The sequence below is a fragment of the Paenibacillus lautus NBRC 15380 genome (assembly GCF_004000945.1).
GTDB lineage: Bacteria > Bacillota > Bacilli > Paenibacillales > Paenibacillaceae > Paenibacillus_AQ > Paenibacillus_AQ lautus.
Genome location: NZ_BIMF01000002.1, coordinates 651,936 through 664,668, shown reverse-complemented (window position 1 = coordinate 664,668; position 12,733 = coordinate 651,936). Strand labels below are relative to the sequence as shown.

Annotated in this window: 10 protein-coding genes; 8 read left to right on the top strand and 2 right to left on the bottom strand. The window is 49.8% G+C overall.

Features of this window, described 5'->3' with window-relative positions:
- The first annotated feature begins 99 nt into the window (after positions 1 to 99).
- The 7 genes from PLA01S_RS06375 to PLA01S_RS06345 all read left to right on the top strand — a co-directional run bounded on the left by PLA01S_RS06375 (position 100) and on the right by PLA01S_RS06345 (position 9,625).
- Positions 100 to 1,077: an alpha-ketoacid dehydrogenase subunit beta gene (locus PLA01S_RS06375; protein WP_009589183.1), complete on the top strand. Its 978-nt coding sequence runs from the start codon at positions 100 to 102 to the stop codon at positions 1,075 to 1,077.
- Between the two features lie 29 nt (positions 1,078 to 1,106).
- Complete coding sequence (locus tag PLA01S_RS06370) at positions 1,107 to 2,429, top strand: dihydrolipoamide acetyltransferase family protein (protein WP_127590843.1); 1,323 nt, start codon at positions 1,107 to 1,109, stop codon at positions 2,427 to 2,429.
- Between the two features lie 3 nt (positions 2,430 to 2,432).
- The gene (gene lpdA / locus PLA01S_RS06365) at positions 2,433 to 3,848 is read left to right on the top strand and encodes a dihydrolipoyl dehydrogenase (RefSeq protein WP_127590841.1); all 1,416 of its coding nucleotides are present in this window, start codon (positions 2,433 to 2,435) and stop codon (positions 3,846 to 3,848) included.
- 194 nt (positions 3,849 to 4,042) lie between these two features.
- Complete coding sequence (thyA, locus tag PLA01S_RS06360; RefSeq protein WP_127590839.1) at positions 4,043 to 4,837, top strand: thymidylate synthase; 795 nt, start codon at positions 4,043 to 4,045, stop codon at positions 4,835 to 4,837.
- 61 nt (positions 4,838 to 4,898) lie between these two features.
- Positions 4,899 to 5,387: a dihydrofolate reductase gene (locus tag PLA01S_RS06355; RefSeq protein WP_127590837.1), complete on the top strand. Its 489-nt coding sequence runs from the start codon at positions 4,899 to 4,901 to the stop codon at positions 5,385 to 5,387.
- A gap of 342 nt (positions 5,388 to 5,729) precedes the next feature.
- Entirely contained in the window at positions 5,730 to 7,217 is a 1,488-nt protein-coding gene (locus PLA01S_RS06350; protein WP_127590835.1) for a glutamate synthase subunit beta, read from the top strand.
- A 116-nt stretch (positions 7,218 to 7,333) separates the two neighbouring features.
- Positions 7,334 to 9,625 (top strand): type IA DNA topoisomerase, encoded by a 2,292-nt coding sequence (locus PLA01S_RS06345; RefSeq protein WP_127590833.1) that lies wholly within the window; start codon positions 7,334 to 7,336, stop codon positions 9,623 to 9,625.
- A gap of 71 nt (positions 9,626 to 9,696) precedes the next feature.
- Here PLA01S_RS06345 and PLA01S_RS06340 read toward each other — a convergent pair whose 3' ends face one another.
- Positions 9,697 to 10,434 (bottom strand): HAD family hydrolase, encoded by a 738-nt coding sequence (locus PLA01S_RS06340; RefSeq protein ID WP_127590831.1) that lies wholly within the window; start codon positions 10,432 to 10,434, stop codon positions 9,697 to 9,699.
- 16 nt (positions 10,435 to 10,450) lie between these two features.
- Positions 10,451 to 11,368, bottom strand: a complete 918-nt coding sequence (locus PLA01S_RS06335; protein WP_100536495.1) for an ArsR/SmtB family transcription factor — start codon at positions 11,366 to 11,368, stop codon at positions 10,451 to 10,453.
- A gap of 129 nt (positions 11,369 to 11,497) precedes the next feature.
- Here PLA01S_RS06335 and PLA01S_RS06330 point away from each other — a divergent pair, with 129 nt between their 5' ends.
- Positions 11,498 to 12,679, top strand: a complete 1,182-nt coding sequence (locus PLA01S_RS06330; protein ID WP_127590829.1) for an MFS transporter — start codon at positions 11,498 to 11,500, stop codon at positions 12,677 to 12,679.
- The last annotated feature ends 54 nt before the right edge of the window (positions 12,680 to 12,733 follow it).

The window sequence follows — 12,733 nt, the reverse complement described above, 5'->3', positions numbered from 1 at the left end:
CAGGTCTGTTTTTGAATAACGTTTTGACATCGATATATAGCCGCAAGGCATAACACTGGAATTTTAGTGAACTGTATTTCTTAAGGAGGAAATGAAGCAATGGCACAAATGAACATGAAAGAAGCGATTCGCGACGCCATGCGCGTTGAATTGAGCCGTGACCCTAACGTTGTCATCTTCGGTGAAGACGTGGGTAATGTCGGCGGTGTTTTCCGGGTAACGGAAGGCCTTCAAAAAGAATTCGGGGAAGAGCGCGTATTCGATACGCCGCTGGCTGAGTCCGCAATCGGCGGTTTGGCAGTAGGTCTCGGTATTCAAGGCTTCCGTCCAATCGCTGAAATTCAATTCGTTGGATTTATCTTTGAAGCTCTTGACCAAATCGTTGTTCAAGCAGCGCGTATGCGTTACCGTTCCGGTGGACGTTACAACTCCCCAATCGTATTCCGTACGCCATTCGGCGGCGGGGTTAAAGCGGCTGAGCTGCATACCGATGCACTCGAAGGTTTGATCACGCAAACCCCGGGTATTAAAGTTGTAGTACCTTCCAATCCTTATGATGCAAAAGGACTCATGATCGCAGCGATTCGCGATAATGACCCTGTGTTCTTCATGGAGCACTTGAACCTGTATCATGCGTTCCGCGCTGAAGTTCCTGAAGGTGACTACACCGTTGAGCTTGGCAAAGCTAACGTGGTTCGCGAAGGAACCGACGTTACGATTATCGCTTACGGTCTGATGGTTCACACCGCAACGAAAGCGGCGGACGAACTTGAGAAGAACGGAATCAAAGCGGAAATCATCGACTTGCGCACCATTTCTCCAATCGACATCGATACCGTGCTTGCTTCGGTTAAGAAAACCAACCGTGCTATCGTGGTTCAAGAAGCGCAAAAATCTGCCGGCGTAGCCGCAGAAGTTATCGCTCAAATCAATGAGAAAGCGATTCTGCACTTGGAAGCTCCAGTGCTTCGCGTGACTCCACCGGACACTGTGTATCCATTCGCGCAAATCGAGGACACTTGGTTGCCTACTCCGGCACGTATCGTGGATGCCGTCAATAAAGTATTGAATTTCTAATAGCAGCAATTTCTAGGGAGGTTTTTCAGTTGGCAAAATTTGAATATCGTTTTCCAGAGCTGGGTGAAGGTCTGCATGAAGGTGAAATCATCAAAATGCATATCAAGCCGGGCGACAAAGTAACAGACGACGACATCATCATGGAAGTACAGAACGACAAGGCAGTCGTAGAAGTTCCTTGTCCCGTGAACGGTACGGTTCAAGAAGTTTTTGCCAAGGATGGTCAAGTGTGCCGTGTCGGTGAAGTGGTTGCTATCATCGACGCTGAAGGCGACATTCCTGAGCAGGAAGCTCCTGCTGAAGAGCAATCGGCGCAAGAAGCTGATGCAGCGAAAGGCAGCGCGGATACAACTTCTTCCCCGGCTCAAGATGCTCCGGCTGACGCTAAACAAGGCGGAAACGGTGGAGCAGCTGCACCAGCAGCACCTAACCATGAAGTTCTGGCTACGCCAAGCGTGCGTAAATTCGCTCGCGAGCAAGGAGTAGACATTGCACAAGTGCAGGGCTCCGGCAACAATGGTAAAGTGACTCGCGAAGATGTTGAAGCCTTCAAAAACGGTGGAGGCCAAGCGGCAGCAGCTCCAGCGCAAGAAGTTACTTCAGAAGCAAAAGCAGCTCCTGCAGCAGCATCCGCAGCGGTGGATACTCGTGCAGAAGAAGAGCGCGTACCATTCAAAGGCATCCGTAAAGCGATCTCGAACGCCATGGTTAAATCGGCTTACACAGCTCCTCACGTTACGATCATGGACGAAGTTGACGTAACCGAGCTGGTAGCGTTCCGTACCCGCATGAAACCGATCGCGGAGAAAAAAGGCACGAAAGTTACGTATCTGCCGTTCATCGTTAAAGCACTCGTTGCGGCTAGCCGTCAATTCCCTGCTTTGAATGCAATGATCGACGAAGAAGCGAACGAAATCGTGTACAAAAAATACTACAACATCGGTATCGCTACAGATACAGACAACGGTCTGATCGTACCGGTTATCAAAGATGCGGATCGTAAGAGCATCTGGATGATCGCTGACAGCATCCGTGACCTGGCTGCTCGCGGCCGTGAAGGCAAATTGTCCCCTAACGAAATGAAGGGCAGCACGATTTCCATCACGAACATCGGATCCGCAGGCGGTATGTTCTTTACACCAATCATTAACTTCCCAGAGGTTGCTATTCTTGGTACCGGCCGCATCAGCGAAAAAGCGGTTGTGAAGAACGGCGAGATTGTAGCAGCACCTGTTATGGCATTGTCCTTGAGCTTTGACCACCGTATCATCGACGGCGCAACGGCTCAAAACTTTATGAACTATATTAAACAACTGCTCGCTAACCCTGAGCTGCTTGTTATGGAGGTGTAACTAATGGTAGTTGGAGATGCTTCTTTAGATATTGATACTCTAGTCATTGGTGCTGGTCCTGGTGGATATGTGGCGGCGATTCGTGCCGCCCAACTGGGTCAAAAGGTTCTGATCGTTGATAAATCGGAACTCGGCGGTGTTTGCTTGAACCGTGGTTGTATTCCTTCCAAGGCTTTGATCGCTGCAGCTCATCAGTTTGAATCCGCTAAGCATGCCGATGCCTTCGGTATTTCCGTGGAGAACGTAACCGTTGATTTTGCAAAAACGCAGGAATTCAAAAACGGCGTTGTCAAAAAAATGACTGGCGGCGTTGCCGGTTTGCTGAAAGGCAACAAAGTGGAAGTTTTCAACGGCGAGTGCATGTTCATCAACGAAAACGAAGCGCGTGTATTCAATGATCATGAATCTCCGCGTTACCGCTTCAAGAACTGCATCATTGCTACAGGTTCCCGCCCAATCGAACTGAAGCCATTCCCGTTTGGCGGACGCATCTTGTCTTCTACCGAAGCATTGAACCTGCCTGAGGTACCGAAGAGCATGATCGTCATCGGTGGCGGCTACATCGGTGCCGAGCTTGGTCAAATGTACTCCAAATTCGGTTCGAAAGTAACGATCATCGAAGGTCTGGACAGCGTTTTGGCTGGCTTTGACAAAGACATGACAAGCCTCGTTACCAAAAACATGAAGAAAACCGGTATCGAAATTATCACAGGTGCAAAAGCTGAAAGTGCTGAGCAAAATGATAAAGAAGTTACCGTGAAATACTCCGTGAATGGGGAAACTAAAGAAGTAACAGCTGATTACCTGCTGGTTACGGTTGGCCGTCGTCCGAACACGGACGGAGAGCTTGGCCTTGATCTGATCGGGCTGGATCTCGACGAGCGCGGTTACGTGAAAGTTGACCATCAAGGACGCACCAGCATTCCTCATATCTTCGCGATCGGGGATATCGTGTCCGGTCTGGCGCTTGCACACAAAGCTTCCTATGAAGGTAAAGTGGCTGCCGAGGCCATTTCCGGAATGCCGTCCGTCGTGGATTACAAGTGTATTCCAGCCGTTGTGTTCACGGATCCAGAATGCTCCAGCGTAGGTTACACCGAAGCTCAAGCGAAGGAAAAAGGCCATAAAGTGAAAGCTGGCAAATTCCCTTACGCAGGTAACGGACGTTCCGTATCCTTGAACCATCCGGAAGGCTTCGTGAAGATCGTGGCTGAAGAAGGAACAGGACTTATTCTCGGAGCGCAAATCGTAGGTCTGGAAGCTTCCAACCTGATTGCAGAGCTCGGTCTTGCGATTGAGATGGGCGCTACGCTTGAAGATGTAGCCTTGACCATCCATGCGCATCCGACGCTTGGCGAAATCGTAATGGAAGCTGCGGAATTGGTTATGGGTCATCCGATCCACATCATTGCCCGTTAATCCAAGACGTATTTGCGAGTCATTATATATTCGGCCAGGAGGCAGAGAACGCGCAGGCGGTTTCTGCCTCCTGTTTTTTTGTGTGGATATGCCAAGTGATACCGAGCCTCTCTGCGCAGGGTTATTTTAAGCATCCCAAACATTCCACGAACATGATAGACTGTTGATATGAGATTCTAGTGAGGTGACTATACATGAAACAATATTTGGAGCTGCTGCAAGACATACTTGAACATGGAGTAGAGAAAGGAGACCGCACGGGAACGGGAACGTTATCCGTATTTGGAAGACAACTGCGTTTTGACCTTGCCAAAGGCTTCCCTCTGATGACAACCAAGCGGATTCACCTGAAATCGGTAATACATGAGCTTCTGTGGTTCTTAAGCGGGGAAACAAACATCCGGTATCTAAAAGAAAACGGCGTGCGGATATGGGACGAGTGGGCGGATGAGAACGGTGATTTGGGGCCGGTTTACGGCTCGCAGTGGCGAGCCTGGGAAACGCCGGATGGACGCCATATCGACCAGATTGCCAATGTCATCGATTCGATTAAAAACAATCCCGACTCCCGGCGGCATATCGTCAGTGCCTGGAACGTGGCAGAGATCGATAACATGAAGCTGCCTCCATGCCATTTTGTATTCCAATTCTACGTGGCGGGCGGGAAACTCTCCTGTATGCTTACCATGCGTTCTGTGGACAGTTTCCTCGGACTGCCGTTCAACATCGCGAGTTATGCGCTGCTTACCCATATGGTTGCCCAGCAGTGCGGCCTGGAGCCGGGTGAATTCATCTGGTCCGGGGGCGATGTGCATATCTATTCCAATCATATGGAACAGGTCAAAACGCAGCTTGAACGCGAGCCTTATGAGCTGCCTAAGCTGGTCATCAAGCGCAAGCCGGAGAGCATTTTTGATTATACATTCGAAGACTTTGAATTCGAGGGTTACCAGTATCATCCAACCATTAAAGCGACCGTAGCTGTGTAAATAAAAAGTTGTGACCCATATTCGGTAAAATCCATTCGTACAAGGAAGGAGTGAGTGTGCAATGATATCCATGATATGGGCAATGGGCAAGGATCAAGTGATTGGGCTGAACGGTACGATGCCTTGGCGTTTGCCGCGGGATATGGCCTTCTTCAGGGAGAAAACCCTGCATAAAACCATTCTGATGGGGCGCAAGACTTGGGATTCCTTTGGCAGCAAACCGCTGCCTCACCGAAAGAACATCGTGCTCACGAGAGACAAAAGCTTCGCGGTGTCGGACGATCAGGGCATCGTGATCCATGATATGGATGAAGCCCTTCCCTACGCGGAGAACGAAGAGCTGATGGTCATTGGCGGATCGCAGATTTATGATTTGATGCTTCCGAAAGCGGATCGACTGTACTGTACGTTTATTGATGAGACTTTTGAAGGGGATACGTTCTTCCCCGAAGTGAACTGGGATGAATGGGAAATTATCGAAGAAATTCCCGGCATAACGGACGAGAAAAATCCGTATGCCTACCGGTTTGTTACGTTTGAACGAAAATAAAGAGCTTGATGGTGAGCTTACAAGGGATAGACATACCCTAATCCATTCATGTTGACAACGCTTTGATAGTAGGATAATACAAATGATCATGCATATAGTCCATTTAACAGGAGAAAAGCGAAATGCTACTATATTTTTAATGTTTATACAAATCGCTGCTTAAATAGCCGCTAATCGTGGGGGTTCAAGCTCTGATAAAAAATTTTTTAGCATAAATAGAAAAAATAAATCAGACTGAAACCTGTTTCTTGGGTCATCTGAAGATCGATGTCGGATGATTTATGATATGATAAATTGTACATGGTAACCAGCATGGATAGAACGGATGGGGGTAAAAGCAGTATGTCTACACCAACAGGATTTATGGAATATCAGCGCCAGCTTCCGGCAGATCGGAGCCCGGCAGAACGAGTTAAAGACTGGGAAGAGTTTCATAAACATTTAGAAGAAGAAGAGCTCCAGACCCAGGGAGCACGCTGCATGGACTGCGGTACGCCATACTGCCATACAGGAATCGATATGCTCGGCGGCACTTCGGGCTGCCCGATTCACAATCTGATTCCGGAATGGAACAATCTTGTATATCGGGGCTTATGGAGAGAAGCTCTGGAGCGTCTCCACAAAACAAACAACTTCCCTGAGTTTACCGGACGCGTATGTCCTGCCCCTTGCGAGGGTTCCTGTACCGTCGGTTTGATCGGGGAGCCGGTTACGATTAAATCCATCGAGCAAGCGATCATCGACAAGGGCTTTGAAGAAGGCTGGGTTGTTCCCGAGCCGCCGGCGAAGCGAACGGGACGTCGCGTAGCCGTTGTCGGTTCCGGTCCGGCAGGGCTGGCTGCGGCTGCTCAACTGAACAAAGCAGGCCATTCCGTAACCGTCTATGAACGTGCCGACCGTATCGGCGGCCTGTTGACTTACGGGATTCCATCCATGAAGCTGGACAAGGGTATTGTTCAGCGCCGTGTAGATCTGCTCGCGGCTGAAGGCGTCGAATTCGTTGTCAGCACCGAGATCGGCAAGGACATTCCCGCCAAGCAGCTGATGGAAGACTATGATGCCGTTGTCCTGTGCGGCGGTGCTACAAAGCCGCGTGAATTCAATATTGAGGGCAGTGACCTCAAGGGCATTCACTATGCAATGGATTATTTGAACGGAACCATCAAGAGTCTGCTGGATTCAGGTCTTGAAGACGGCAACTACTTGTCGGCAAAAGACAAAGACGTTATTGTCATCGGCGGCGGCGACACCGGCTCCGACTGCGTCGCTACAGCGCTCCGTCACGGCTGCAGCAGCGTCACCCAGTTCGGTACGCATAAACAGGCTCCACTGCAGCGCGACCCAATTGCAAACCCTTGGCCGCAGTTCCCGAATGTGTACACGCTCGATTACGCACATGAGGAAGCGAAAGCACTGTTTGGCAACGATCCACGCGAATTCTCCATTATGACGACGAAATTTGTCGGGGATGAAGAGGGCAATCTGAAAGAGCTTCATACCGTTCAAATCGAGCGTATTGTAGATGAAACCGGCCGTAAAGTGTATCAACCGATTCCGGGTACGGAAAAAGTATTTCCTGCTCAAATGGCGTTTATCGCCATCGGTTTTGATGGACCGGAGCATACGCTGGTCGAGCAGCTTGGACTTGAAACGGATCGCCGTTCCAATGTGAAAGCACTGTACGGCAAATATACGACCAATGTGGATAAAGTATTTGCCGCTGGAGACATGCGCCGCGGACAAAGCCTCGTGGTATGGGCCATCAACGAAGGCCGCGAGGTGGCGCGCGAGGTAGACAAATATTTAATGGGTGCGACCGTACTGGTTTAATCCTTCTCCTAAATATGCTATCATACTAATAGTAGTTAAAAGGACTTCGCGAGAGCGAAGTCCTTTTTGGAGTTAGCCACCGCGACATGGTTACTCATCGGGGAGGAGAATGTCATTTGAAAACGTTGGTCATTGCCGAAAAGCCGGATATGGGACGGAACATCGCTGCGGTCATCGAGCCGCGGGCCAAGAATAACCGTACATATCTTGAAGGTGAGCAATATATCATAACTTGGGCTATCGGACATCTGGTTGGGCTAGCGGAGCCGGATGCATATGATCCGAAGTACAAACGCTGGAATTTACGGGACCTGCCCATCATTCCGGAGCAATTCAAAATCATCCCGAATCCGAAAACCAAGGATCAGCTGAAGGTCATTGGAGAGGTCGCCAAGCGCTGCAGCCATATCGTAAACGCATGTGATGCGGGGCGAGAAGGACAATATATTTTCGCTCTGATCCAACAGCAATTAAAACTTAAACAGCCTGTAAAAAGACTATGGATTTCGGATTTAACGGCGGAAAGCATCGCCCGTGGCTTCGCGGAGCTGAAGGATGGGGTTGAATTCGAGAATTTAACGCAAGCTGCGCGCGCACGCAGTGAAGCCGATTGGTTGATCGGCATGAATGCGTCGCGTGCCTTTACAACCCGTCATCAGACATTACTATCGGTTGGACGGGTCCAGACGCCGGTTCTGGCTCTAATCTATGATCGGCAGAAGGAAATCGAAGCCTTCGAATCGCAAACGTTTTACGATGTGAAGGCCGTGTTCAAACAAGAGCAGCTGGAGTATAACGGAACATGGCAGGGAGAGCGGCTGACCTCTCAGGAGAAAGCAGAGGCGATTGCATCGAAGGTCAATGGGAAGAATGGGGTTATCACCAAATATGAGGTCAAAGAAACGAAAGAATATCCGTTTAAATTGTATGATTTGACCCTTCTTCAGCGTGAAGCCAATGCCAAATACGGATACTCTGCCAAAAAAACGCTGGATCTCGCGCAAGCGTTGTATGAGCGTCATAAGGTGATCTCATATCCGCGTACCAACTCCAATTATGTGAATGAACAGAATATCGAAGGCATGCACAAGGCACTTCATATGTTGAAATCAACCTCCTATGCATCGATGGCTGAAGGAGCGGATCCTAGCCGGGTGCAGATTAACAATAAAGCGGTATGTAATCCGCAGCGGGTTGAGGATCACCATGCCATCTTGCCGACATTAAAGCGTCCGGGCACACTCAGCAAGGAAGAGCAGCATATTTACGATCTGGTCATCATCCGGTTCTTGTCGCATTTCTACCCGCCGGCGATGTATAAGCAGCATACGGTACTCACCGAGGTAGAGGGTGAAACGTTCAAGACGGGAATCAAGGAACTGCTATCGCTTGGCTGGAAGGTGCTGATTGCCCAGGACAAAGAGCAGAAGAAAGCCAAATCTTCCAAGAAGGGGAAAGAGGACGAGGAAGAGGAGACCCAGGAATGGAACGACCGTTCCTTTGATCTGTCTCCCGATATGCCGGTACACTGCAAAAAATCCGAAGTGAAAGAAAAGGCAACCCAACCGCCAAAGAGTTATACGGAAGGAACCTTGCTGAAGGCGATGGAGAGTGCCGGAAAATCCATTGAGGATGAAGCGCTTCGGGATGCGATGAAAGACAGCGGGCTGGGAACGCCGGCAACCCGGGCAGCGACCATCGAGCGCTTGAAGAAGGTCGGATATATTACGATGCAGGGCAAAAGAATCACCGTTACCCAAAAAGGAAGGACGGCGGTGGAGTTGATCCGGCATGCAGGCGTAGAATTACTTGCTTCGCCTGAGATGACTGGTCAATGGGAACGTCGCCTTCACCAAATATCCAAGGGCGAGGCTTCCGCAGACGTGTTCATGCAAAACGTGCAGAAGTTTACCATTTCGATCATCAATAAGGTATCCTCCCAGCGCCCGGCGCCTTCGTCATTATTCGGCGGGGATGAGGACAAGTCCAAAGGCAGAGGGAAGCGAAGCGCGGGAAAAGCTGCCGCAACTTCGCGTGACAAGGAAGAGGGTGCGGCTAAGCGGACTCCGAAATCAGATGCCTCTACTCCAAGCGAAACGTCGTCCGTACGCTCTTCATTAGGCCGATGCCCTAGACCCGGATGTGAAGGGCATATTATTGAAGGGCGCAAAGGTTATGGCTGCGCGAATTTTAAAACCGGCTGCAGCTATGTCATCTGGAAGGAATTTGCCGGTAAACAAGTTTCGCATGCGATGCTGAAATCCTTGCTGCTTCAAGGCAAGACCCAGGTGTTATCCTTTAAAAACGAGGACGGCAGCACGTATAAAGGCAGGATTGTCTTAGCTGCTGAAGGGAACGGAAAGCTTGCTGTTCAGGCAGAGGACTCGAGTGAAGCCGTGAAATCGTGAGACGGCACAGTTAAATAAAAAACCGAGCCCATCAGGGAGTTGCTCCTTGATATCGGCTCGGTTTATTTTGATTAATCCAAATGCTCTTCAATGACCTCGGGCACTTCGGTCAGCGCCGAAACGGTATATAACACATTATGCGGCTCTTGCTTCAGCTCGACCAGGTTATATTGCCATTCGCGCTGTTGTTTGATATAGATGCTGTTGATGCCAGCCGTTAGTGCCGGAATGACATCCGTGCGAAGCGAGTTGCCGATCATCCACGTATCGGAACGGGAGAATGTCCCCATCGTGAGGATTTCTTCCAATGCCGAAATATTTTTATGCTGGCGAATGTAGATACGGTCTTTGAAGTAATCGGCCAGCTTCATCTGTTCGATTTTTCGTTTCTGAATTCTGGTCTCGCCTCCTGTATAGAGGTGGAGGCAATGTCCATCCTCCTGAAGCTTCTCGAGCGTCTCGACCATGCCGGGGTAGGCTTCGATTTCCTGCTCATACACACTGAGTCCTAACTCGTAGAGAAGCTCCTCTTCCTTGCGCGAGCTTTCTCTTCCGTGAATGCGGCCGAAATAATGATACGTATCGATAAGGGACTGGGGAAAGTTCGCACTTGCAAATCCCAGCTTATCGATGCCGGCTACGTCGATCTCCATTTGCTTGGTCCGGACTTCTTCAGTAGTCAAGCCAACATGTTGAAACCATTCGGTCATCCACTCGAAGTAATCACCGAGGATCAGATTGAAATATTTGTTGCAATGTATTAATGTGTCATCCATGTCGAAGATAATATGCTGCGATGTTATACTCATGGTTCACTCCTTCTTGCTATGAAAGTCGAATGTAAGTCTCCAGGAACATCTGAAGCTCGGCAGCCCCATCCGGCCGCAGGCTGAATCTTTCGTTATTCTCGGACTTCAGATGGGAGCGCAGCAAGCCTGCCGCCCTCAATATCATCAAGTGGTGCATCAATTCCTCATAAGGCTGACCCAACTCGGACGCCATTTCGGACACGGCCTTCGGCTCATCTGCAATATATCGCAGGAGACGGAGACGCTCCGGGTCCGCGAGTGCCTCGGTCATACGGAGGAGAACGACGGGCGGCTCATCTTCCTCTTCTTCCGGAATATCAATAGGATACTGCAGCAGGAGTACGTTCTCATAGAAGCAATAGGTATTGATCGGCCGGAAATGCGTGCCCGGGAATAAGACTACGTTCTCCTGAGGCACGTCGTCCAGTATAACCCCGCTTGAGGCATATTCGATCAAGTTTTCGTCGTCCATTTTCGGAAGGAGCATTCGTTTCTCTTCGGCATCTTCTTCCAGAAGCTGGTACAGGTCAGGCTCCACTTCTGAGAAGTAGTGCTCGTGCCAAAGCTTCATCAGCGGTGTATAGTTTTCTCGAATTCTAGATGTTTCATCCAGTGAGAGGGACGGCAAGTGAGGCTGAAGCAGGTCATGCAGCTCTTCCACGGCGGAAGATTCGATCCAATTCAGAAAATCCGGGATTTCAAGGTGTTCTCCCCGAAGCATGATCAAAGCGTATAACACATCATAATCTCCGAGTGGCCATGAACGGGCTCGACTGAACTGGACACGAACAGGCTGAGGTAAACGCTCGTCCATCTCCGTTATCAGCTGTTTTCCGATATCCAGATTATCGGTCCATTTCCTTGTTGCATATATCATGAAGCTGCCCAGCAGCTCGTACACCATAGAGACATCGATACTAACTTTATATTTCATTAACGGATACCCTCCCAATTGATGGCATTGTTATTATTATGGCTTGTATGGATTGGGCTTGTCCACTATAATGTTCATTTGACTGTTTAAATTCATCGTTTTTTCACATTAGAGGAGGACTATATTTCAGTGACAGAAGCTGTAACCCCCCGTCAGGGGAGAACTCATTATTTCATTTTAATTGCCGTCGTGGTTGCGGCAGGTTTAAGTCAGGGACTGTTATTACCGGTTCTGGCTATTTTTTTGGAACGGATGGGCATCTCATCCTCCATGAACGGATTGAACGCGGCGGCGCTATATGTAGGCTCGTTTGCCATGACGCTCGTTGCGGAAAGACTTCTCGGGTGGGTCGGTTTCAAAAAACTGATCATTTCGGGACTTGTGCTGGTAATGCTGTCGCTGGTCGCTTTTCCGTTGATTCCGAGCGTGGCCGTCTGGTTTGTACTGCGCGTGCTCGTGGGTATTGGCGACAGCGCACTTCATTATGCGGCACAGCTATGGGTGCTGATGATGTCAACGGTTAAGAACCGGGGGCGAAGCATATCCTTTTACGGCATGTCCTACGGTTTGGGATTCAGTATAGGGCCGCTGGGCATTCCGCTGTTAAAGTATGGCGAGGCGGTACCGTTTATCATTCTGGCGGTGCTGTTCTTGTTCATTCTGTTGATCGTGCTCTTCAAACTTCCGAACTTGAAGCCGGAAAAAAACGAGAATGGGGAGCAGCAGCCGGCTGGACGCTATCTCAAAAGCTACCGCCTAGCCTGGTTTGCCTTGATTCCAGCGTTCCTCTACGGATATATGGAAGCAGGCATTAACAGCAACTTCCCGGTCTACGGGTTAAGAAGCGGGTTTACATTGGGCGAAATTTCGGCACTCCTTCCTTTTGTTGGCATCGGCGGTCTGGTGCTGCAGCTTCCCCTCGGCATTTGGAGTGATAAATTCGGACGCAAACGGGTGCTGACAATCGCCGGTGTTGTGGGCGGGTGCTGTTTCTTGCTCATTCCTGCAGCAGGAACGAATTTCTGGGCAACCTTAATATTACTAACGCTGGCCGGCGGCCTGGTCGGTTCCTTCTTCTCCCTCGGTTTGGCTTATGCGGCGGATATCCTTCCCAGAGTGCTGCTGCCGGCGGCCAACGTCGTGGCTTCCTTCCATTTTAATGCGGGCAGCATAGCAGGTCCGAATGCGGGGGGCGCTATCATGGAAACGGGGTGGAACGGAGGGATCTTCGTTCTGCTTGGTGGATTGTATATTCTGTTTGCGTGTACGGGATTATGGTTTAAAGTCACAACAGCATCAACACAAAAATAGGAATGTGTGTTCTCATGGCAATTGCTTTCGCTTTCTTCTAAACTAGAGAGTAGG

Bases quoted from the DNA above. Each gene is read 5' to 3' on its own strand.
- thyA (WP_127590839.1), top strand. From the start codon at position 4,043: ATGAAACAATATTTGGAGCTGCTGCAAGACATACTTGAACATGGAGTA.
- PLA01S_RS06350 (WP_127590835.1), top strand. From the start codon at position 5,730: ATGTCTACACCAACAGGATTTATGGAATATCAGCGCCAGCTTCCGGCA.
- PLA01S_RS06375 (WP_009589183.1), top strand. From the start codon at position 100: ATGGCACAAATGAACATGAAAGAAGCGATTCGCGACGCCATGCGCGTT.
- PLA01S_RS06355 (WP_127590837.1), top strand. From the start codon at position 4,899: ATGATATCCATGATATGGGCAATGGGCAAGGATCAAGTGATTGGGCTG.
- lpdA (WP_127590841.1), top strand. From the start codon at position 2,433: ATGGTAGTTGGAGATGCTTCTTTAGATATTGATACTCTAGTCATTGGT.
- PLA01S_RS06335 (WP_100536495.1), bottom strand. From the start codon at position 11,368: ATGAAATATAAAGTTAGTATCGATGTCTCTATGGTGTACGAGCTGCTG.
- PLA01S_RS06340 (WP_127590831.1), bottom strand. From the start codon at position 10,434: ATGAGTATAACATCGCAGCATATTATCTTCGACATGGATGACACATTA.